This window comes from Synechococcus sp. HK01-R (assembly GCF_014217855.1).
Classification (GTDB): domain Bacteria; phylum Cyanobacteriota; class Cyanobacteriia; order PCC-6307; family Cyanobiaceae; genus Synechococcus_C.
Genome location: NZ_CP059059.1, coordinates 1345006 through 1367182, shown reverse-complemented (window position 1 = coordinate 1367182; position 22177 = coordinate 1345006). Strand labels below are relative to the sequence as shown.

The following is a 22177-nucleotide window of genomic DNA, read 5'->3' as shown; positions in this document are numbered from 1 at the left end:
TCAGCAGCCCTCCTGAGCAGCGCGTTGTTTGATGGATTCGATCTGACCTTGCAGTTCAGCCAGTCGGGTTTCACCGAGTGCTGCTGCTTCCTGCAGGGCAATGGTTGGATCACCTGCATCCAGCTCTTTGATCGCCCGTTGGGTTAAACCCTGCAGACGATCAACCTTCTTGAAGGTCCGCCTATCGGACTCCAGAAGGGCGTCAGAGAGCGACTCAAAGATGTCTGCCACCTTGGGTGTGGCAGAGACCTTCACCCGCGTCAGCGGTGCCGCTGCAGGCTGCTCAAGGCCGTAGAACTGCTTGTACGCAGCAGTCACCTCAGGGGTGGTGCGACCCATGGTCTTGTTGTTGCGTGCCGCGTCCATGTCCAAGCCAGGGATCTTGTCTGGATCGAGGATTGCCCCCTTTGCTCTGACCAGCTCCAGGGCCTGATCAATGCTTTTGATCGCCTGCCCCTCGCCAGGGATGCCGCTGTTTGCCCAGCTGTAGAGAGCTTCAGCAGCACCCCGAATACGGCCTTCGCTGGTCTTGATTGTGATCTTCCGGCTGGCACCAGCAGGGATCTCAAGCGGCGCAGCAGGCATCACCGGCTGCATCTGCACCGTCACCGCAGGGCGTGGAGCACCAGCAAATGGCTGGGCATCCAGCGTGATCGCTTGAACGGAAGGGTTGGCTGGATCGGGTTTCCAGTTCCGGGCTGCATCTTTCAGCGCAGCCTTCACCTGCTGGCCATGGGCGATCACTTCCTTCAGGTCGTACCCAGCAGCCTCCAGCGCCGCACGGAACTGCCCAGCACGCCTGGACTGCCCTTTGGCATCACCAGCCAAGATGTACGCCGCCAGGTCGAAGTCATTGCCAAATCCAACCTCCAGGTTCAGATCCCGGTAGCCATAACGAGGCTTTGCGCCCGACAGGTCAGCAGGGAGAGTAAAGGCTGACGTAGGAGGCAACGCCCCGGCCCCAATCGGTGTCACTCGACCCTCGAGTGGCAGCACCTCGGGGTTGATGACCCCGCCCTGATTCAACAGCGGTGCATCGGCGTCATACGCACCAGGGGCAAACAACCCCTGCTGGCTGGCATCCATCGCACCCTGCGCATTGGCGATACGGCTGCGCTCCAGGCGGCGTTCCTCCTCACGCCATGCCGCAGCACCTTCAGCATCACCAGCTGCTTCCGCTGCTTCCCGCTGTTGCTTGGCCAATGCCGCACGTTGATCCAACGTGGTGGCGTCCTGTGTCGTCAGCTCACCTGGCTGACGAGCAGGTGGCAGCTCCCACCCCTCAGCAATCCCCGCCTGAGCTTTCTTCTCCTCAAAGGTCAGGTCGGTGTATCCCATCGCTTCGCGTTGAGCACGAGCCGTTTCCTGGGCGATGACTGCATCACGCTGTTGATACGTCTCTGCCAGTCGCACCTCATCCACCAACAACTGAGCAGCTGGTGTGCCAGGCGCAATGTTTCCCTGCTCTCGCAGCTGCTGCTCCAGATCACGCAAGCCCTCCGTCAGACGAACAGACGGCTGATCCGGTGATGGTGGGATTGGTGTGGCGCTGGGCCTGACCTCACCATTGGCAATCGCCTGGCCAAGGATCTCAGCCTTCACGGCATCCCGATCAGCAGGCGACAACGGCTGACGTTCGTACCAAGCCAGGTACTGCTCCGCCCAGCGGTGAGCCTCAAGCTCCTTCAGTTGCTTCGGTGTTGCACTTCCCTTGTGCTTCAGCTGTGGATGCTGCGTTTCATCCGCGCCGTACTTCGCCAGGAACTCCTCCTCTGTCAGCTCCTTGCCTGAGTTGGAGCCAGGCATTTCGTCCAGGTACTGCTGCACCTGGGCCTCATTCGCCTTGTAGTCGGCCTCAAATGCCTGCCGGTTCTGCAGCTTCTTTGGCGTCAGCAACAACGCCTTCGCTTCTGCTGCCTTGGCAGCACGCTGCTCAGGCGACAGCTGCGCCCATCTGGCCTCAAGCCTTGCAGGGTCCGCTCCAGTTGCTGGCGACGCCTGAGCGCCACGACCAGGGGCCGCAGCAGCAGCAGCTTGGCTAGCGACATCAGCGCCAGCCATGCCGGAATCCAACGCGGCCTTCTCCAGCTGCTGCAGGATCCGCTTGGCAATCACCGCAGCCTTGGCGCCATTGGCAATCTCCATGGCGCCCTGATTCAGCAGTTCACTGATCGGCGTACCGGTTAGGTATTTCGTGCGGTCGAACTCAGCCAGAATGCTTCTGGCTGTATCAGCAGCTGTAAGAACTTGCCCCTGGTTGACTTCAGTTCCACCCTTCTCAGCGAGCTTCTGAGCTGTCTTGTTCTTGCCGACTTTGCTCATCAGATTCTTTTCGCTATTCAGCTCTGCTCTGATCTTTGCTGCCAGCTCAGCCTTCTCCAGAACACTTGAACCTTTCAACCATTCATCAAGGCCAGGGATTCCGCCCTGGGCGCTATCAGCAACCTTCGGTGCAGAGGAAGCCATCTCCACCAGCTCAGCGAAACCACGCTCGCTGATTTCCTTCTGAGCGCCTAGACCAGCAACCCGGATCATGTCTGCCGGGTCCAGCTCACTGCCACCCAGCGCCAGCGCCCGACCTAGCGGTAGTTCCCCATTGATGGCCGACTGGAACAGGCTGTCCGGCAGTTTGCTCAGCGCCAGGCCCTGAGTGCCAAACCCGGAATCGAGGGGGATCCCCATTTGGCTCAAACGAGCCGGATCTGTAACACCTGAATCCCGCAGGAACTTGGCTGCATCAAAGACGGTGCCACCGCCACTGCTGATGTTGCTGATTGCGCCCTGTGTACGGGCCTGCTCAGCGGTGGTCGCCAACAGCTCCTTGGCGGGCAGCGTCGGGATACCTAGCTCCCGTGCTTTCGCTACACGGTTATGACCATTCACCACATAGGTGCGGCCATCCATTGGGTCTTGCCAAACCTGGATTTCACCCTCGGCGTCAGGATTCCAACGATCCACACCCTCCAACGAGTTGCCGCGCTGACGGCCTTGTTCATCGGTGTTGCCCTTGAACTGGAACCGTGCAGGGTCAACAGCAATGTCCTCAATGCCGAGCAGGTTCTGATTGGGCTGCAACCGTGTCGGCATCACGGTCAAACCGTCCTGCCGCAATGTCTCCATCCCATCGAGGATGTCCTGCCTGCTGAACTGCTCCCACTCACGGCCAGTCAGACCCTGCACCCGCTCATACAGATCAGGGCTCACCTCGGGATGGGCCAGCTGCAGCAGCCGATCATTCGGCAGCGTCTGCCATTGCTCGCCATACCCCACCACTGGATCAGCCAATGATTCAGTCGGTGCTGCAGTTCGTGCTGTTGCCAGACCTGGATCCAGTTCAGGCAGTTGTTGCGTCTGCAGGTAGGTCTCGATCCGCTGCAGCACTGGGCCCTCGCCCTGCTGAATGGCCTTCAGCCCGTCGTCATCCAGACGATTCAGAGCAATGGCCGGCAAGTCAATCTCCGGCAGGGATGGGTCGTACCACGGATCGGCAGCAGAGCCGTCCGGTAGCTCGCCAGGCATGACTGCTCCACCAACAGTCATCTCCTGCGATGGGATTGCGGCAGGCTCAGCTGCAGCAGTGGGTGCTGCATCAGGGGTTGCGGCAGCCGCCTGCGGTTCAGCACCAGGGCGAGGACCAATCACGTCCTCCACTGCTTGCCGTGGCGTTTTGGCTGGAGCAGCGGCGGGAGCTGCAGCGCCATCCGGCACGACAGGGGAAGGTGTTGCAGCTGCCGTGAAGCGATGCTCCCCAGTGCCCTCCACCGGCTCCTGCAAACCAGCGTTCACCGTTTGCTGTCTGGCCGTCTGAACCTCACTACGAGCACGCCATTCCCGCAGGTTGCGATAAGCATTCGGAGCAAACTCAACCCCCTTTGCCAATGCACCAAATGGTGCGCCGATTGCTTCACCCAGCAACACGCCAGGAACCACACTGCGCAAACCGCCGCTGATGCGGTCATCACGCCGTGGGTCAACAACAAACGCATCAGGGACCGGAACTCCAGCAGCCTGCAAGAGGTTGCCCGCACCACCCTGTGAGCTGTCATCAAGAATGCCGCTCACGCCTTCATTCAGTCCTGCATTGGTGCCCCAACGCAAACCACCTGCCAACACGTTCTGCAGTGGCTTTGAGAGATACGGCGCCTTGCTAACCAAACCGCTAAATGCAGTCGTGCCAACCCGTAGCCCTGGAATAAATGCAACAGCGGCGTTTGTTGCCAACGACGAAGGCAAGTCCGTCAGGATTGACTTCTGATCAGGCGTCAGCTGCTCTGGCAACTTGGCACCCATGCCAACAGCAGCTGAACGATTCCATTGCACCAACTTCCGGCCAATGGAGCTGCTCTCTGGATCAGTTGGTTTGAGCGGTTGACCACTCAGCAACCGCTGCCCCAAGTTGACTGCTGCTAACGCTGCATTCGTAGCTGGCTGTGCCGTTGTGGCATGAGCAACCTGCCGCTGCGCTGGCGTGGAACTCGATACACGGCCATTGGGTTCCTCATAAATCGGCAGGAACCCAACCGTGCCAACGAGTCTGGTGCCTTTATCGAGTTGGTTGCTGGCGTTGAATAAGTGCTTGAGATTGTTTTCAATCCAGTTGAATGGATTGCGTTGCGTATCAAACCGATTCTCTCGTTGCAGCTTTGCGTAGGACTCTGGCGACTGCCATTTCCATCCATTGCCAGACCATCGCACGCGCTTGCCGTTTAAGACTGCCCACTGGCCAATTGCTGGTTGCTGAGGTTGAGCAGCCTGCCGACTTGGGGGCTTGGCTGCTGCCTGGTTTCCGGCAGAAGAAAGCGAACCAACGCGAACGACCTTGCCGTTCTTATCAACTTGGTAGGTAACAGGCATGGCGATCAGTTAGGAAGAATGCGAATGCGACCCACGCCGCGTTGGGTGCTGCCAAACAACTTGCGGAATGCAGCAGGCGACAGATCAATCACCCTTGGATCAGAGCGATTGACGCTCAACCTGTCGCCACCCATTGAGCCAACATCGTTGACCCATACCTTCACGGTCTTTCCTGTATCCATGTCCTCAACAGTCACCCATTTGTTGAGGTATTTGCCCCGCAGGCTCCACTGCACAGCGGCAGTCAATTTGTTGGGGTCGTAGATCTCCCCGTTTGCAGTAGGGCCACCAGCAACGCCATCGCTGCCACCGCTGCCGGTGTAGTAAGTAGCCAGGCCGGTCAGGCCACCACCAGGGCGCGTTGTTGGCCGACCGTCGCCGCCACGTTGCAGCGTTGCGACCACATGCCGCCGTAGCTGATCAAACCCGCTGTATGGCGTCATGTCCTTCGACCCGGCGGGGCGCGGAGCGAAGAAATCAACGCTGGCAATGGTCGCGTCAGCAGATCGGACATTGCCCGTGCCGCCTTGCTTGCCGACGATCTGCCCGGCCTCAATCCGCTGCCCACGGCGCAGCTGCACGCCATCCGCCAGGTGGCCGTACAACACATCAACCTTTCGCCCTGTCAGTGGATCGGTGGACTCGACCACGACGTAGTTGCCGTATCCCGGCTCACTGCTCACGTCCTTCACCACACCTCCCAGCACCGCAGGGAATCGCTTGCTGGGGAAGTACAGATCGACGCCTGGTTGACCTGAACGGTTCTCGTAGACAACACTCACCGGCTTCTCAAAGGAGCCGCTAGGCCCAAAAGGGCGGGCGGCACCTCCCTCGGTTGGATCAAATGGCGCAGCCTGCGGCTGGTAACTAGGGCCCGGCAGTGGCTTGAATGGCAACGGCCCAGACGCTGTTGCCACCTGCATCGGAGCAGCTGCAGTCCCCTGATACGGCGTCACTTCAATAGCAACGGGTGCAGCACCAACCGGCGCCCGCTCAGGTGGAGGCAGTGCAGGCGCAGCTGGTGCTGGCCCAGGCCGACGACTGCCAGGGCGTGAACCACCATCGCCGCCGCCTGGTGCCGGTGAACCACCGCCACCGCCTGGAGTGCTGCCTCCTGGACGCGGGCCAGGAGGCGGGCCAGGACGCACACCATTGCTGGCCGTTGATGGCATCTCAGCTGCAGCGGCTGGAGCAGTGCCCAGCAATGTGTTCATCGCCCAGTTGCCGAACGATGCCAACAACGGCGTCTGTTGTGAGGACTGCGCCTGTGCAACTGGGTAGTTCTGCGCAGCCGCCTGTGCAGACGCCACCTGCTGGACCTTCTGCCGCACCTGCGGGGCCAGCTCGATGTCGGGGTAAAAATCCGCCTGCTCAAGCAGAAACTCACCCAAGTTCCGAGCACCTGCATCACGCCATGCACGCTGCACCGCAGCAGGCAATGGCTTGCCTTTCACCACCAGGTCAATCAACCGATCAACGGCAGGCGCTGAAAGGATTGCCTTGTCCCGGAAGTTACGAAGCAGCATCTTCCGATCAGGCAGATAGTCCAGATCCCCCTCGCCATATTTCCCGCCTGGCACCTGCTGCTTGGGGGTGCCGTCTGGATTGCGTGGCTGGCTCGCAGCCTGCACATCACTCGGACGTACAGACGGCTCATCACTGAACTTGCCGCCAGGGAATAGGTAATCCCGCTGCTGATTCCGCCTGCCACTCGTGGCGGTGCTACCCCCGCCGTCACCCTTGCCGTAGTCATCAATCGCCTGCTGTACCGTCTGGCGGACCTCGGAATCATTCAGCCGTCGCTTCAGTTGCGCTTCCTTCTCCAGCAACCGCTGGTTGGCCAATGCCGTCAGACCAAGCCGCATCCTCCGTTCTGACTCCGTGCGGTTGACCTTGTTCCGTTCGTTCTGCGGGCCATAGTTCCGATCCAGCAGTGAGTTGATGTTGGTCCGCAACACCGAATCACGAGTTGCGTTGTACCCCGTGAACTTCTGCTGCTCCTCCTCCCGGTCCTTGATCAACCCCAATGCACGGGTGGTGAACGCTGCCCGGTCCTTCTCTGGTAGCTGAGCAGCAATCTCATCAACCCTTAGACGCTCATCCCTGGCATTGAAATTGCTGCCACGACGCTGCTCCAAACCAATGAAGTAATCCGAGGCCACATTCGGATCCAATCCCTGCGTGCGTAGATCAGTGTTCAGATCCAGCAGATTCTTCTGGCGACGCTTGATCTCTGCCCAGCTAACCGGAATGTTCTTTGCTTTCTGCTCCTGGAAGAACTGCAGGGCAGTTGCATCAGCTATTTGATTGCGCTCTGGCCCTACCTCCATGCCAGCTGTCGCCCGCAATAGCCGGTCCTCCAACCCGCCAGGTGCTTCAACCGCTTCCTCTCGCTGACGCTTGCGTTCTGCGTAACCCGCCTGCCCGTACTTGATCTCTGAATCCAGAGATTCCTGCGAATACTGCTCACCCCACGTCAGCCGATCAGGCTGCTGCGTGAAGGGATTGATGACAGCCTTGCCGTTGACATCACGCTTGATTTCAGTGCCCTGAATGTTGTCGATGAAATAGCGATACTCCTTATCGCTCTTGTAGTCGGCAACGGAACGAAGCGATTGAAAGATCGACTCAGAACGCTTTGATGCCTCACCAGGCAGAGATCCGCTCAGCACAGTTGTGCTAACAATCTCCTGCGCACGAGCTGATAGCGCACCCCAGAAATAGTCCGGGTTTGTAGCAAAGGAATAAACCTGTCCCTTGAACTCAACCTGACCTGTGGTTTTGGCGTTGCGATACAGCTGCGCTAACTGCGCTGATGCCTGCCCAACCGCTGCTGTGTCGAAATAAGCCTTCCGATCCGCAACATGAGCTGTCTGTACCTTCTCCTGCGCTTTCTCCAGTGACGGCAGGGTGTACTTCTGGAAGCCAGGGCTACTGGCATCCACCCCATATTTCTGCGCCAACTGGGCGGTGTACTGCGCCTGCAGTTGCGCCAACACCGCAAACCCTTGATCGGGGGCGGTGTAGTCGATTTTGCTGTTGTTCTGTGCAATGAAGGCAGGCAGGCCAATCTCTGCCTCCTGCGCTGCCATCTTTGATTTGCCCCGCTCCCAGCCGATCTGCTGATACGGATTCAGCATCGCCATGAATCCCCCGGCCTGGGGATCCTTAGCAGCCAGCGAGCGATTCATCGCCGCACGCTGCAGCTCCTCCGACTCCATTGCAGAGTCGTTCTGAGCCATCGCCTGCAATACCTGATTGCGGGCCTGCTTCTCGCCTTCTGCAATCTGCTCCTGGGCATACATCAACCCAGCGGTTTGTAGTACCTGCGTCAGGTTCCTGTTAAACGGCTCCAACGCTTCGGCCAGCTGGACATAGCTGTTGCGACCCCGACTATCTGGCGTAGCGCCAGTGCCAATCGTTCTGACGCCCTTTGGCTGACCCAACTGCGCCAGCTGATTTGGCTTCGCAACGTTGATGTCAGCAGGTCGGATGAAAGCATCCAGCGGCCTGGCAGATGGCTGAATCTGTCCCTGGGGTAAATCAATCTCGCGTGCCATGGTTCAACCCTCAGAGTTTCTTGATCGCTGTAGCTGTGTTGATGTAGGTGTTCACGCCACCCAACACGGCACTGCCGATATTCAGACCAGCAGCCGTACCACTCGGCGCACCGCCACTCATCGACGGCGGTGGTGGCGTCACCAAAGACGGCAATGGCGGGAATGGTGCAAGCGGATTCATCCGCGTTTGTGCTTTGAAAAAACCCTGACTGTTGTACTGACTCAGATACTCCGTGATCCGCCCCAGTTGATCTCGGTTGTACTGGCGTTCAGACAGCTTTTGGTTGATTGCCTGCAACGTCTGCATGTCCCCCACTTGGCGGGAGAAGTTGTTCACGATCCGATCAATCGACTGTCCTTCGGTCATCTGCGCTTGGAACGCAGCCGACTGCTGCATGGCCCGGTACATGTACTGCTGCATCCCCACAGCGCGGCTCATGCCTTCCTCGGCGAACTTGTCGCTCAATGCCTGGCTGTTGACGAGGTAGTCCGTGCCAGCACCTACCCGCGTCTCCCATACCTTCTCCGCCTGGGCAATCTCCATCGCCAGGTCGTAGTTGCGCAGCTGTGACGTGTACGCCAGCTGCTGGTTGTAGTTGACCGTTTCGGCCCAGTAGTTGTACTGCGAGTTGAGGTTGCTCGTCCGTTGGTTCAGCCCTGCCTGCCATTGGTTGAACTTGGCGCTGGCATTCGCGTAGGCAGTCCGGTTGAGGTAATCCTGTTGCTGAGCACGGTTCTGGGCAACACCCTGGAAAACACCAAGGATTGTCGAAACACCAGCAACGCCAGCTGAAATGGGATCAATGATCATCTGGCTGACTCAGCGGCATTTCATGCGCCAGAAGAAAGGCGTCACCCCGAATGTAGTTTGCTGAATCCCAACCGCCAGAACGAATCCGTGAGAAAATTACTAACAGCTATTGACCGAATAGATGCGACAGCCAATCGTTCAGGTGAGCGTTGACGCACCCCTAAAGGAGCGTCTGGAGGCCCTTGCCGCAGCGCACGGCCTATCCGTTAGCAGCTACTGCCGTGTGGTTATTAACAAGCACATGATTGCCCTGGACCGTGCCGCTGCTGAAGAGCAGCTGCAAGCGACTTCTTCGTTGCAGGCTTTCTACGAAAACCTCTGATTAACCAATTCCATCTGCCCCCGGGTCGTGGCAACCTCGCAAAAGGACTCCGCTGCCACAACCAATGCACGGGCTTGATCAAACACTGACCAGCTTCTGCAGCGCACGCCCGGTCATGTCACGCGAAGCGCAGATCCATGCAGGGCGCCTCGTAAAGGCCTGGCTTGAACACCCAGCCCCATGCCCACCAGCTATTGCCAGGCGTGGCCTGAAAGCCAGGAATCGCCTAGTAGAAGGCAACCTGCGCCTCGTCATAAAAATCGCCAATAAATACAAACGCGGATTGAGCAATGACCAGGATCAACTCCAGGACCTCATCCAGGCGGGAACGATCGGCCTCATAAGAGCTGCCGAAAAGTTTGACTTTGAACGCGGCTTTGCGTTCTCCACCTACGCCTACTGGTGGATCTTGCAGGCCGTAGGAAGGTCCTATGAAAACGACCTGCCCCTGATTCATGTTCCTGCAAACCGAAATGATCAGTGGAAACGACTAAATAAACTCATCTCCGAATACCGGGCGCTGAAAGGTATCGACCCACCTCTGGCTTATCTGGTCGAGAAGTCAAAACTCACTGCCGCCCAGATCCAGGAGACCATCGTTGCCGGCACCATGAAACTGGTCAGCAGCCTCGATGCCCACTGCCGAAAAAATGGAAGCAACAGCCAAGAAGACGCCAGCCTGCTCCACGAGCTGATCGCCGCCTCTGGCGCCACCAATGAAGAACTCCACGAGGCTGAACTCGCCTCAGCTCGGGCTGAATTCGCTCGGAGCCTCATCAAGCACACAAATGAGCGAGATCGCAAATACATCCTCGGCACCTACTTCCAGGGCCGCACCCTCGCTGAAATCGCCGCAGACCACGGCGACAGCCGCACTCGAGCCGGCCAACTACGACAACGCGGCATCGCCGACATCCGCAAGCACCTCCAGGGCCAAGACATCGACCCAGCCGACCTGGAAGCCCTTGAGCTGCCGGCGTTGACGGCTTGACGGGTTCGTGGCGGCCAACTGCCGCAGCAAAACCTGCTGCTGGTGGCGACCTAGGGCTTTAGCCGCAGCATCGCTTCCAGCCGCTGGATGTGGTTCAGCAGCTCCTCATTGCGAGCCAAAGCCTGGGCAGCAATGGCAAAGGGATCAGCACCTGTGCCAGCCAGTTCGTTGCGGATTTTTTGGTTCTTGTTGCCTTGCGCTGTAGCAGTAGTCATGGCTGACCCCGCTGATTGATGCACAAATGATACAAGAACTGTGCAAGGCAGTTTGTGTTGTTCTCGCTACGCAGTTGCAGTGGATGCTGAACAGCGCCACGGTGGGTGCAGCGACTTTGATCGTGGAGCAGGACACAGCGCATCAATTTGAGATTGAACGGCTGCGCAGGGTGATCGACTCCACAGCAGACACCACAGCCCTGCAGGAGATGTGTCGCAAGCTCCTGCAGCTCAGCGAGGGACAGCGAGCGATGCTCGGCCAGCTGTTGCTGCAGGGGATGCCACGCCTGGGCGGTTGACCTTTTCAGGCGTGGTGCCGCGCACTCGGAGTAGGCGTCCACCGACTGCACCACTGCCAGGGCGGTGGCTGTAGAGCGCAACCAGCGTTGGATTCAGGCCACCGCCTCCAGCGGATTCTCCAGGTTGAGCACTTCGCCCATAAACGCAGCTGCTAAGCCATTGGCCGCGGCATCCGCATCGCCGGCCTCCACCCGGGGTTGGATCAGCTGAACAGCGCCCTCCACGCAGGACACCACCAGCCACCTCCGACCCGCCTTGCGCTTCAGCAACGCATTGCTGGTAGCAGGCCGGGAGCACACCCACAGCCATTCGTGTGGATCGCCGACAACACGACAGGGGCGATTGCCGTGATGCACGACATCGTCCGGCAGCTTCTTCAGGATCGCTGCCGGCAGTTCCTTCAACTCCACGGCAGGGGCCGTGGTCACAGGGGCAGCAGCAGGCTCCTGCAGCGGTGCCGTCACCGTTCTGGTCACTCCACCCTCCGTGGTCGTCACCAGCCGCACATCCGGCTCAAATCCGGCTTTCTCCTGCTCCAGCGTCCGCATCAAATACCCGTGGCTGGACAGCGTCTTGCTCAACTTCACGGCCTCCAGCAGCACCACCGCAGCGCGCTGCCGATCGGCCGACAAGACCATCGCCAAGTGGTCTTCGCTCCGCACGCAGGTGCCATGCAACAGCCATTCGCCATCCAGACCATCCACCCTGCAAGGCAGATCGCCCTCCAGCTCCAGATCCAGGGGACGGCTGGCTAGCGCTTCCGCTGCCGGTAACACCAACTCCCCGCTAACCGCCTCCGCTCGCAATACCGCCCCATCCCAGGCGCGGACAGCCACTTTGCCGCTTGCACCCGTGGACTCGATTTTTGATCCGCGCTCTGCTGCGTCCCCCCGCTGGGGGGTGGCATCCCGGTTGAAATTCAACTCCCGTGCCAATGCCCTGGCCGCCTGACTTGCACCCGCAGGAGCAACCCACCAGTCCTTTCCCTGTGCGTTCTTGCCCAACTGCAACCCGTGCTCCTCAGCAAGCGCCTGCTCGTCCGGGGTGATCGACAGGACAGCAGTCGGGGCTGGGGTTGGCGGTTCGGTAAGGGCGTCAATCTGACTGACACCCTTCTGATCAATGGTCCCCATCTGGCGGGGACCCTTTTGATCGGTGACTGGTGCTGGGGTGTCGCCAGCAGCTGGCTCAGCAGGCTCGGACACACACAGCAAGCCAGGGGTGGAGATCTGGGCTCCACCTTTTTGGTCAGGCTCATCGCTTGGCGTGATCACCACCTTCACCTGGGCCGGGGCATCCGTCACGGGCTCAGCTGGGGCTGGGGCTGGCTCGGCTTCAGCCGTAACCGCTAAGCCGGACACCGCAACCTCACCTGCTTCCGCGGACAACACATCAGATCCAGCCGTGTCCGCGCAAGCCTTAGGCGGACATTTGTCCGCGCAAGCCTTAGGCGGACAGTCCTTAGGCGGACATTTTTTAGGCGGACAGTCGGCTGCCGGTGATCCAGCCGTGTCCGCGTAAGCCCTCTTCGCCTTCTTCCGACAAGCGTCAGAACAAAACCTACGCGTCCGCCTAGCGGCCTCGATCCCCTTCCCGCACTGCTCACACCGTGCTGTCGTCCCCATCTTTTACGCGGACATTTCTTACGCGGACACTAGGGCTCAAACGCCCCATCTGTCCGGCTAAAACTCACCTCAACCGCCCCACGCATAGGCCGGAATTGTCCTCAACTACAGGCCAAAACTTGCGTTGGAAGGATGGAAAATTGGCGAGGTGCATAGGCTCTTTCTTGAGCGCATCAGTCCCGATCAAGTGCAGTGGTCACAGTGAAGAGACCTACTCAGCCCCAATGCAGCTCCAGCACCCCTGCCCAGCGATAACCCAGCTGGACAAACCCATCCACAGAAATCGGCTCCCCGTACACCAACGCAAAGCCCTATTCATCCTTGACGACCGCAACCAAATCATCGGTGCCGCAGCTGATGACAGCATCCTGAACCAGTCAGCAGCGCTGGCCCTATGGCAGCAACACCCCTGGCAACCAGCCAGAGACGGACAACGCTGGCCAGTCAATGCAACCTGCTCTGCAGATACACAACGCCCAAAGGAAGACCACCTGCCACACCCACAACCCATGTGGTCCGCTGTCTGATCCAACAGCCCGAACAACTGAACAGACACCCAAACCCACCAATGCCATCCACCGCCACCCCAGCTGAACTGTCCGGGCTCATAGCAACATTCAATCCCGACACAGATACATCCGCAGCCGTTGATCGTGTCGTCAGGGCTCTCGGCACATCCTGGCCCCGTGGTGTCGCAGTACAACTGGCCTCGGCCCTAGGCGTTTCTCGGCAACGCATCAATGCCCTGCTCAAGTCCTACCGCTGATCCTGGACAACACCCCGCCAATCCCCCCGCCACTGACACAACATCACCCTCAGCATTCGCTGGGGCATTAGCTAAGCACCAGCTGGGGTAATCCCTGGGGCGATTCCTGATGCCGACCCGGGGGGAGTTCCTTCGTCAACGGCAGAAAAATTATTCACGACTGCGGGGGCATCCATCCAGCGCAAAGCGCAGCAGCCCCCCCGTGCCCCCCTGCGCTTCCGCTGTGGGCGGGCCGGGCCCGCCAGCCCCTCGTCGCCTCAAGGGGCGGGGGCGGGGGTGGGGGTGCCCCCCTGCCCTGGCTGGCGGTGGCGCCGGCAGCGCTGGCCGTGGTGGCCGGTCTGGCGGTGGTGGCAGCTGGGCTGGTGGCCGTGGTGCGCCAGCCGGGCCGGGTCAGCCGGGCCGGGAGCTGCTGGTCCTGGTGCTGGGCGCCGATGCCGGGCCAGCCCCGCCAGTCGTAACGCCTGACGCCATGCCGAGCAGGCTGGCCCAGCCGGGGCAGGCTGAGCGCCAGGGCGGAACCGCTGCGGTGCAGGCGTTTTGCTGGCAGTGTGCCACTTTTCTGGCCAGGAGCCTTCCCATCTGTGACGCCCGGAGACTATGGTGGCCGGTAGGCGATGGAGCCAGGCCCTGCAGCAGCGGCCCAGCCCCAGCCACAGAACGCCAACCAGACACGGCAACCGGCAGCGAGGCAACAGCCCTGCCGCTCCAGCTCTGGCCCACCGCCACCACCACCACGCCCCGGCACCGCCGGACACCAACCGATGACCGCAACGCTCACCGCGCCCGGCTGGATCATCCCCGCCGAGCAATCCAACTACGACCGCGCCGACTGGATCGACGCCTACCAGGACTGCGCAGCTGACACCTACGCCAGCTCCGTGATCTGGGCCAGTGACGACGACTGCCTGCTGGCCATGGCTGACCTGCACCGCCTGCTCCAGCAGCACGGCTTCACCGTGGCTGACCTCCAGGCCGACCTGGCCGCTGGCCAGCTCCAGGGCGCTACTGCCCTGCCGCTCTCCCACGCCGCTCAGGCCTTGGCCTGGCTCGGCTACTGAGGCGCCGCCATGAAACACGACGACGACCTGCTGCTGCTGGCCCTGGCTGCCTCCCTGGCGGCCCTGCAGGCCCTGCGCCCACTGCTGGTGGCGCTGGTGGCTCTGGTGCTCACCCTGGCCGGTTACAGGCCCAGCAAGGCGCCACAGGCCACCGCTACGGCCACCGCTACCCCAGCGCCGCGCAGGCGGGCCAGCAAGGCCCCTGCAACCGCTGCGGCGCCCACCACGCCCAAGGCCCCGGCAAAACCCCGCGAACGGGCAGCACGGGCCATCACAACCGCTACCGCCTGAGGAGACATGCAACGCGCAACCGACCCAGCCCGCTGGGGCCCGCTCAGCCGCTACCAGCTGATCAAGGCCCTGGCCGATGCCCACAACCGCCACGAGGACTACTGCGCCCGCTGGGGCTGCCGTGGCACTGACGCCTACCTGGTGGCTCACCAACAGCTGCGCAGCCGCTACCAGCAGGGCCTGACGATTCGGCTCAGCGCCCTGCCATGGCACGCCCAGCAGGTGGCCCAGCGAATCCAACTGCAGGGGGTGTGGGCATGACGACCACCACAACCCGCTCCGGAGCCCTCTCCATCGGCGAACAGGACGCGATCGCGTCAGCGCTGGCCCCGGTGAAGGCCGACAAGCTCGCCCATGGCATCGCCCAACGCATCGCCGCCGGCCAGCTGGCCGTGGTGCGCCTGCCTGAGGGGCAGACCACACCCGAGACCTATGGCGCCAACCTGCTGGCCTGGGCCTGCATCGCCCGGCAAATGGATGGTTCCGCCAGTGGTGAGCACACCCTGGCCGCTGTGCTGCGTCAGCTTGCCCGTGAGCTGAACCGTGGCACCGTTTGTCTGGTGAGCCTCGATGACTGGCGGGCCCAGCTCGAGGACGACGAAAGCAGCGAAGTATGGCCAGCCGTCAGGCCTGAGCCGGTGCCATTCGAGCAGCCGCGAGCACGCCGGTATGGCCAGGGCTGGGCAGCTGGCCCGCTCGGCACCGTCTACGGCGACCACAGCCACGCCCTCACCCATGCCCAGGTGATGGCTGGGCAGGCCGTGGCCTGGCAGCGCTTGCAGCAGGAGAGCGCCTGATGACCGCCACCACCTACACGGTCTGGATGGCCTGCCCCGCTGATGACGGCGAGCACTGGCTCCCGTGGCAGCTGGCCAAACACAACGCGCGATTCCCGCTGACCAACCACGAAGCCCACCGGCTGGCCCGCTGCCTCCGGTGGTGGTGGCCCGGGCATCTGATCGCCGTGCGCCCTGGTGACGGCTCCCAGCCGGCTTGGCCTGCCCTGATGGCCGATCACTACGACTTGCCGCCTTACGCGGACTGAACCCAGCACTGAGGCCCTTAGGGGCTTCTCTGCTGGGTTCTCCCAGCTCCAACCACAACCGAAAACAACCCGTGACCGCAACCACAACCAAAAAGCCCGCCTGCATCTTCCCCGAAATGCCTTACACGGGCGTCTACATCGCCTGCCTGGCCAGCTACAACGCAGGCCGCCTGCATGGCGCCTGGGTCGATCTGGAGCAGTGTCAGGACGAGGGCGACATCCAAGCCGCAATCGACTGGATTCTGGCCACCAGCCCCGAGCCTGGCGCTGAGGAGTGGGCCATGCACGACAGCTCCAACCTGCCCGGCTACCTGAGCCGCAACGAATGGCCCGCCCTGAGCGATCTGATCGAATGGGCTCATGTTGCCTGCTCCTTGGGCAGCCCCGAAGAAGACGAGGCCTACCGCTTGGCTTGCGAGAACCAGGGAAAGACCCTCGACAAGGACCAGTTCTGGGAGACCTACTGCGACTGCTACAGCAGCGAGGAGGACTACGCCTACAAACAGGCCATCAGAACCGGCGCCCTGCCGGATGAGCTGCCCTGGCCGCTGTCCCACATCGACTGGGCCGGTGCCTGGCGCGAGCTTGCCAGTGATGGCTACCACGCCGAGCCCTGCAGCTCCGGCGGTGTGCATATCTTCTGCAGCCGCTGAGCCATGACCCACCCAACCCGACGCACCGCCAGCGCCCAGCCCGTGCGGATCACGCCGGCAAGCCTGCTGCGCCTGCTGCTGCAGTTCGCCGGCCTCGGTGGCCTCGTTGCCCTGGTGCTGGCCCTGCCCATCGTTGCCGTCTCCCTGCTGGGCCAGGCGTTTAACGCAGGCCGACCGTTCAGGTACGACCAGCAGGACATCAACGATCAGATCCAGCGGCAGCAGGAGCAACGCCAGGCCGATGCCTGCCGCTACAGCCAGAGCCACGGCGGCCCCGGCTGCTGACCCGTGCAGCTGCCCCTGTTCCCGCAACGGCCAGCCGCTGAGGTGCTGGCCGAGCTGGAGCGCCTGCGCACCATCCGACCGGCAGGACCACGAGCACCCAAGCCACCAGGCCCGGGGCTGGCCCTGACCGAGGAGCAACGCGAGAAGGCGCTCCGCCTGCTGCAGCAAACCAGCAACCCCAGAACCAAACAGCAACGCCACGCCTACCTCCGGCAGCTGCTGGCGCTGCTGAAGGCCGCACCGCAAACGGCACCGAACGACACAACCAACCAGGCGCAGCGGTGACACGGCCCCACGGGCCAACCGTTGCGCCGTTTCTGTGCACCGTTTCAAAACCACACCGCTACCCCTTATCGACACATGGAACGAGTTGGCTACGCCCGCGTCTCGACCACCGATCAGAACGCCGAGGCCCAGGCCCTACGCCTACGGGCTGAAGGCTGCTCACGCCTGTTTACCGAGACGATCAGCTCACGCATCAAGCACCGGCCACAGCTGGCCGCCTGCCTCGACTACCTCAGGCCAGGCGATGCCCTGGTGGTGGTGAGGCTCGACCGCCTGGCACGCAGCACCCGCGAGCTGCTGGAGCTGGCCCAGGCCATGCAGGGGCGCGGCGTTGATCTGGTGGCACTCGACCAGCAGATCGACACCAGCAGCCCCGCTGGCCGGTTCACGTTCACCCTGCTGGCCGCCGTGGCTGAGCTGGAGCGAGACATGATCCGGGAGCGCACCATGGACGGCCTGGCACGCGCCAGAACAGAGGGCCGCACTGGTGGCCGCCGCCCATCAATCACCGGCCAGAAGGCCCAGCTGGTGCGGCGCCTGGCAGCAGAGGGACAGAGCCTGCGCACCATCGCCGCCAGCGTGGACGCCAGCCCCAGTGCGGTGGCCCGGTTCCTGCAGCGTCGGAGTCCCCAGCAGGAGCCCCCAGCAGCCTGCGGCCCGAGCGTCACCGCGCGGAGCCCCCAGCAGATGCCAGCTGAGCGGAGCCCCCAGTGATGAAGGCCCCCAGAATGGCGGCCAGCGTCACATCGGAAGGGATGCCGCAATCAGGAGCCGAACGCACCAGGCGCTACCGCGAACGGTTGGCGGCCAATGGTGCGCCACAGACCCGACCCTGTCTGGCGTGCGGTCGGGTGATTCAACTGCTGAAACAAGTAGATCGAGGCAGCCCAGAATTGAACCTGCTGTGTAACCCGTGCTGGAGAAAAAGCCCAGCGGGAAAAGCAGTGTTCGCTGAACGAAAGCGACAACTAAGAGCAGCAGCAAAGGCCAAGGAGCAGGGCTGAAAATGCAGCGGTCGCCAGCAGGGGCGCGGGCGCCTGCAGGCGCAAAAGCAAGTGCGCGCCCCAAATTTCAGCACAGTTACTCGATAAAGGGCGGTCAAGCGACGGGGATGTGCGGGCTTACCGCCGGGATGTGCGACCTGGCGTTAATCAAAGGCCAGCAAGAGCGCGTGCGAGGTCATTGCCCTGTGGAGTCAGGTAGACAAAGCGGCCATTGCCATCACCGGAGCGTGTGATGCAGAGGAGCTTGGCTCGTGGGGGAATGACTTTGCCGTTACGAATGCGGCCGAGGGAGACAGAGCGAACGGCAGCCCAGGCGGAAGTAGTGGGTACGCCGATGCGCTGAGCGATGGCCTTGATGTTGTCAGGACCATCAGCGGCGATGGAGAGGACGAGCCTGCCGACGAGGGGGCTGCCGCTTTCGTAGAGGAATCGGAGGGCTTGATCGGCAAGATCAACGCGGTGGCGATGTTCTTGGGGGATGAGCTGATAGCCCACGGCTGAGGGGGTGGCAGGCGTTTAGGGAATCATCCCGCGTTTTTGCCAGCAGAGCGCGAAGCGGTCTGAGGGCGAAGCCCAGCAGGTCTTCCAGCGGAAGGCCAGCAGTGAGCGGAGCGAACTGGGGAGCGCAGCTCCAGCGTCTGTGTCCAGCGGTTGTTCCAGCGTGTTGTCCAGCAGGTCTTCCAGCAGGTCTTCCAGCGGCCTCTGGCGGGGCTGTTGCGGTGGGCGTGAGGCGGAGCGCAGCGGAGCCGAACACAAAGCCCACCGCTTCTGCTCGGCGAAGCCCAGAGCCGCGAAGCGGCGTGCCCGAAGGGCCTGGGCGCGTGCCGGCCCGTAGGGCAAAGACACAAGCCAGGGGATTGTGTTCAGCGTTTTGGCTGGAACAGCCGATGTCGGGAACAGCCGCCTGCCGGCGGGAGACACACAGCCCCAGCGGGATCCCAGCGGCGGTTCCAGCGGGATCCCAGCAGCGGTTCCAGCAGGAAGGCTGGCCGTGGGGTGTCCAGCGGTTTGGTCGTGGCGCAGAGAAGACAACTGAACAGATCTGTGTTCAGCGTTTTGGCTGGAGCAGTGGTTCCAGCAGGAAGGCTGGCATTGCCCAGCCATGCCTGGTTTCGGCAAGAGGGAGACCACAGGCAAGCATCTGTTCCAGAGAGATCCCAGCAGGCAGGGCAGGGATCAGCTGTTCAGGAGGCCGGAGACACAACAGGCAGTTGGCTGTCAGCTGCTGACAGTGAACAGTCGTTGCTGGCCCCGGTTGAAATCGGGATCGCGTAGTGGCTTGCAGGGGTGTGGCGATGTGTTCGTGATCAGCGGGATGTGAGTCCGGATGGTGAGACGGTTCCCGAGTTGATCGAGAGGTAGCCCACCAGGGGGAAGCGCAGGGGTTAGGCGTGAGCGTGGCAGTGGCTTGACCCAGCGCGGAGACGGAGGTGGCTGCGGATCGAGCGGAGCGAGATCCAGGCCATCGGAGTTTTGGTCCAGCAGAAACGCGACCGACCGCAGGGAGCCCGGATCGCTAAGCGATGGGCGGCGAAGCCGTCCAGAGCGTGGCGCGATCCGTGGCGAGCCAGGGAGGGGTACGCAGAAGGCGCTGGACTAATCCAAGAAGGGGGGTGGATAAGGCAGGGATTAATGCAAACGACCCCACCTTGGACTTTTTAAAAGAGGGGTCAAGCATTAATCAGTAGGTGCGCGAGGTCACAAAACCAGGCTGGGACTGGATTTTTCAGATACGCGCCAAGGGTTGGTGACGGGCTCCGTGGCTCAGAAATGGGCGTAACGGAGCCCGTCATTGAGGGTTTTGGGAGCCCTGCTGCAGCGAGCGCAGTGGCCGGCAATGACAACCCCTTAATCTGTACGAAATAGCTAAAGTCTTTGCATTAATCACGAAAGAGGCAGGGCTTGGCATTGGGCAACGCAGCCCCAGGGCTGGAATCCGAGATCGACCGGCTGACGGACACCCATGGGCGGATCCGTGGCGCTGCTCGGCGAGTGGCAGAAGTGCATCCAGGGATCGCAACGCTGGAGGAGCTGACCCGGCTGAGCTTTTTGGCAACGGTGGCGGCCATGGCCAGCTATTCAGGGCAGGGCCCGCTCCGATACACGCCGGTTCAGCTGATCGCGTTGAAATTGTGCGCCTACCAGCTGGCCATTCAGTTCTTGCGACCAAGCGATGAAGCGCTGGCGGCCTTCCGTGACGAACTCAAGGGCGGTCCAATCGCAGATGCACTGCGCTGGGTTGATGCGCCTGTGCTCGATGTGCCGTGCGGCTTTGGCAAGTCAGAGTCCGCCAAGGGTTTCCTGATCGCATCGGCAATTCTGTTTCAAGAAGGTGGCTTGGGGGTTGACCGCTATCCAGGTGTTCTGTTTGCAGTTGATTCAACAGATGAACTGGAGAGTGTGCATCGCTCGCTGTCAGGTTCACTGAATCGCGCAGGACTGAAAGCCAGCGAATGGCTTGGCGTATTCCACACACTGGAAGACCGGAAGATCCAGCCAATCGAGCGTGATGAGTGTCCGAAGTATCCAATCCTGCTGATGTGCGCTCAGCAGCTGCAGGCAAGGGCCAAGGAGGCGCGAAGAATCCCGTTTGCAGTTGGTGCCAAGCCATTCATGCAGATCGGCGAGCACGGCAAAAGGGCGTTGGTGATCAAGGATGAAACACTGCATGTCACGGAGTGCTATGTCACCGATCTGAATGCGATACGCCATACGGCTTACACGCTTTGCCACCAGCCAACGGCAGCCATCAAGCGTGTCATGGACAAAAACAAGTGGCTGGGCGGGTTCCTGGTGGAGCTAGAGGAGAACTTGGTCGCCGTGGCTGACGAGCTACAGAACGACCCGGCCCATAGCGTGCGCTTGTGCAAAGTCCCCGCAATGGACGAGCGGTTGGCGGGCTCAACAAAAGTGCTGGCAAACAAGTTGAGGAAAAGCCATTTTGCAATTTCCTCAACACTGAGCATGCTGGCGGAGATCGGCTCAGTTATTGACTTGCAGGTTGCGCTTCATAAGCGAGGCGAAGAATCAACCGTTGTGTGTAAGTCTGTGCCGTGCTGGCCGGAGGAGATTAAAAGCGTTGTGACGCTGGATGCCAACTGGTCTGCTGATTTGTTGTCCAGCGCATCCAACCGCTACAGCCGAAGTCGGTTGATGGATCTGGTCAAGGTGCCATCGCACAAGCTCAAGGATATGGCAGCACTGCGAGTCCACATGGCGGCTGGGCCTTGTGGCAGCGAAGCGATGACTGATTCCGTGAAACGCAGGCGACTGGGCAAGGCAATCGTTGATGAGATCTTGCGCATTTACCGCACCACCAGCGAACGAGCGTTAGTGTTCACCTTCCTGCCAGGGTTTCGTGGTGGCGTTGAGCTGAACCATGCCACATGGCTTCGGAAATGGTTGATCCGTGCGGGCATCCCAGCTGATCTGATCTGCGTGGATCGAGATGAGCTGCAGCCATGGCATCGAGTGGCCATCGACACCTGGGGCCGGCATAAGGCGACCAATGCCTATGTGCTGTTTGAGAATGTGCTTTTGCTTGGTCTGATTCAGCAGCCAGCGCTTGGGTTGCAGATGCACAGCTGGAGCGAAGCAGGGGAAAGCAATGAAGGCGTGAAAGTACTGCCCTGGGATCTGGTGGAACTGCGCCGCTCGCAGATGGTTTGCGATTTCATTCAGGCCGCAATGCGTGGTGCCGCCAGGCGATCATCCGATGGTGGCTGCATCCCAATGAATCTGTACTGCCAGATCTGGGATCCAGGCAGCAAGCCGATGGAGTTTGTCCGACTGAGCCGGCAGGTGCTTGGCAACTATGAGCTGGTGAACTGGGAAGGCGTTGGCCAGCCAGTCCTGCCAGTTGTGTCCAGGGAAGAGGAGGTGAAACAGGTTGTGCTTGATCTGCTGGATGCCGCCACACCGGATAAGGACGGGATGAAAGTGGTCAGCTTCATGGCGGCAAAGGCTGAGTTGCGCCGGAGAACCAAGCGTTCGATCTCAAGCCCGACTTGGCAGAAGCGTCGAACACGGGCCTCGATGGAGCTGGAGAAGCAGGGCGTGGCAACAAGAGGTCGCAGCTGGGTGGTTGCCGCCGGAGGTGCAGCGCAATGACC

General features: G+C 61.3%; 22 protein-coding genes. 14 read left to right on the top strand and 8 right to left on the bottom strand.

Annotated features, from left to right (window positions below; all coding sequences use genetic code 11):
* From H0O21_RS07165 to H0O21_RS07155, 3 genes are all read right to left on the bottom strand, one after another.
* Positions 1-4395 carry a hypothetical protein gene (locus H0O21_RS07165; protein ID WP_185189196.1) on the bottom strand — a complete coding sequence of 1465 codons (4395 nt, stop codon included), beginning with the start codon at positions 4393-4395 and terminating at the stop codon, positions 1-3.
* A gap of 464 nt (positions 4396-4859) precedes the next feature.
* A complete protein-coding gene (locus H0O21_RS07160; RefSeq protein WP_185189195.1) occupies positions 4860-8414 on the bottom strand; it encodes an RlpA-like double-psi beta-barrel domain-containing protein in 3555 nt (1184 codons plus the stop codon).
* A gap of 10 nt (positions 8415-8424) precedes the next feature.
* On the bottom strand, positions 8425-9225 hold the full coding sequence (locus H0O21_RS07155; protein WP_185189194.1) for a hypothetical protein: 801 nt from the start codon (positions 9223-9225) through the stop codon (positions 8425-8427).
* Between the two features lie 121 nt (positions 9226-9346).
* On the opposite strand from H0O21_RS07155, the gene H0O21_RS07150 reads away from it, so the two are divergent.
* Both H0O21_RS07150 and H0O21_RS07145 read left to right on the top strand, forming a co-directional pair.
* Positions 9347-9547, top strand: a complete 201-nt coding sequence (locus H0O21_RS07150; RefSeq protein ID WP_185189193.1) for a ribbon-helix-helix protein, CopG family — start codon at positions 9347-9349, stop codon at positions 9545-9547.
* A gap of 115 nt (positions 9548-9662) precedes the next feature.
* The gene (locus tag H0O21_RS07145) at positions 9663-10538 is read left to right on the top strand and encodes a sigma-70 family RNA polymerase sigma factor (RefSeq protein WP_185189192.1); all 876 of its coding nucleotides are present in this window, start codon (positions 9663-9665) and stop codon (positions 10536-10538) included.
* A gap of 50 nt (positions 10539-10588) precedes the next feature.
* Here H0O21_RS07145 and H0O21_RS07140 read toward each other — a convergent pair whose 3' ends face one another.
* Complete coding sequence (locus H0O21_RS07140; RefSeq protein WP_185189191.1) at positions 10589-10753, bottom strand: hypothetical protein; 165 nt, start codon at positions 10751-10753, stop codon at positions 10589-10591.
* 83 nt (positions 10754-10836) lie between these two features.
* Here H0O21_RS07140 and H0O21_RS07135 point away from each other — a divergent pair, with 83 nt between their 5' ends.
* On the top strand, positions 10837-11052 hold the full coding sequence (locus H0O21_RS07135; protein WP_185189190.1) for a hypothetical protein: 216 nt from the start codon (positions 10837-10839) through the stop codon (positions 11050-11052).
* A gap of 93 nt (positions 11053-11145) precedes the next feature.
* Here H0O21_RS07135 and H0O21_RS07130 read toward each other — a convergent pair whose 3' ends face one another.
* Positions 11146-12441 carry a hypothetical protein gene (locus H0O21_RS07130; protein ID WP_185189189.1) on the bottom strand — a complete coding sequence of 432 codons (1296 nt, stop codon included), beginning with the start codon at positions 12439-12441 and terminating at the stop codon, positions 11146-11148.
* A 1308-nt stretch (positions 12442-13749) separates the two neighbouring features.
* Between H0O21_RS07130 and H0O21_RS07125 the strand changes: the two genes are divergently transcribed.
* Positions 13750-13902 carry a hypothetical protein gene (locus H0O21_RS07125; protein ID WP_185189188.1) on the top strand — a complete coding sequence of 51 codons (153 nt, stop codon included), beginning with the start codon at positions 13750-13752 and terminating at the stop codon, positions 13900-13902.
* Positions 13903-14039: 137 nt separating this feature from the next.
* Here H0O21_RS07125 and H0O21_RS07120 read toward each other — a convergent pair whose 3' ends face one another.
* Positions 14040-14222, bottom strand: a complete 183-nt coding sequence (locus H0O21_RS07120) for a hypothetical protein (protein ID WP_185189187.1) — start codon at positions 14220-14222, stop codon at positions 14040-14042.
* On the opposite strand from H0O21_RS07120, the gene H0O21_RS07115 reads away from it, so the two are divergent.
* From H0O21_RS07115 to H0O21_RS07075, 9 genes are all read left to right on the top strand, one after another.
* A complete protein-coding gene (locus tag H0O21_RS07115; RefSeq protein WP_185189186.1) occupies positions 14206-14502 on the top strand; it encodes a hypothetical protein in 297 nt (98 codons plus the stop codon). The two genes, H0O21_RS07120 and H0O21_RS07115, sit on opposite strands and share 17 nt — an antisense overlap.
* Positions 14503-14511: 9 nt before the next feature.
* Positions 14512-14793, top strand: a complete 282-nt coding sequence (locus tag H0O21_RS07110; protein ID WP_185189185.1) for a hypothetical protein — start codon at positions 14512-14514, stop codon at positions 14791-14793.
* A gap of 6 nt (positions 14794-14799) precedes the next feature.
* A complete protein-coding gene (locus H0O21_RS07105) occupies positions 14800-15054 on the top strand; it encodes a hypothetical protein (protein ID WP_185189184.1) in 255 nt (84 codons plus the stop codon).
* Positions 15051-15590 carry a hypothetical protein gene (locus H0O21_RS07100; protein WP_185189183.1) on the top strand — a complete coding sequence of 180 codons (540 nt, stop codon included), beginning with the start codon at positions 15051-15053 and terminating at the stop codon, positions 15588-15590. The genes H0O21_RS07105 and H0O21_RS07100 overlap by 4 nt, the downstream gene beginning before the upstream one ends.
* Entirely contained in the window at positions 15590-15838 is a 249-nt protein-coding gene (locus tag H0O21_RS07095) for a hypothetical protein (protein ID WP_185189182.1), read from the top strand. Before H0O21_RS07100 ends, H0O21_RS07095 begins: the two co-directional genes overlap by 1 nt.
* Before the next feature lie 71 nt (positions 15839-15909).
* Positions 15910-16491, top strand: a complete 582-nt coding sequence (locus H0O21_RS07090; protein WP_185189181.1) for an antirestriction protein ArdA — start codon at positions 15910-15912, stop codon at positions 16489-16491.
* A 3-nt stretch (positions 16492-16494) separates the two neighbouring features.
* Entirely contained in the window at positions 16495-16776 is a 282-nt protein-coding gene (locus H0O21_RS07085) for a hypothetical protein (protein ID WP_185189180.1), read from the top strand.
* Between the two features lie 3 nt (positions 16777-16779).
* Positions 16780-17061 carry a hypothetical protein gene (locus H0O21_RS07080; RefSeq protein WP_185189179.1) on the top strand — a complete coding sequence of 94 codons (282 nt, stop codon included), beginning with the start codon at positions 16780-16782 and terminating at the stop codon, positions 17059-17061.
* 75 nt (positions 17062-17136) lie between these two features.
* Positions 17137-17775, top strand: a complete 639-nt coding sequence (locus tag H0O21_RS07075) for a recombinase family protein (protein WP_185189178.1) — start codon at positions 17137-17139, stop codon at positions 17773-17775.
* A gap of 437 nt (positions 17776-18212) precedes the next feature.
* Here H0O21_RS07075 and H0O21_RS07070 read toward each other — a convergent pair whose 3' ends face one another.
* Complete coding sequence (locus H0O21_RS07070; protein WP_185189177.1) at positions 18213-18560, bottom strand: hypothetical protein; 348 nt, start codon at positions 18558-18560, stop codon at positions 18213-18215.
* A gap of 21 nt (positions 18561-18581) precedes the next feature.
* Positions 18582-19097, bottom strand: coding sequence for a hypothetical protein (locus H0O21_RS07065; RefSeq protein ID WP_185189176.1), 516 nt, complete (start codon positions 19095-19097; stop codon positions 18582-18584).
* A 1026-nt stretch (positions 19098-20123) separates the two neighbouring features.
* Here H0O21_RS07065 and H0O21_RS07060 point away from each other — a divergent pair.
* Positions 20124-22175 (top strand): hypothetical protein, encoded by a 2052-nt coding sequence (locus tag H0O21_RS07060; protein ID WP_185189175.1) that lies wholly within the window; start codon positions 20124-20126, stop codon positions 22173-22175.
* Positions 22176-22177: the final 2 nt, after the last annotated feature.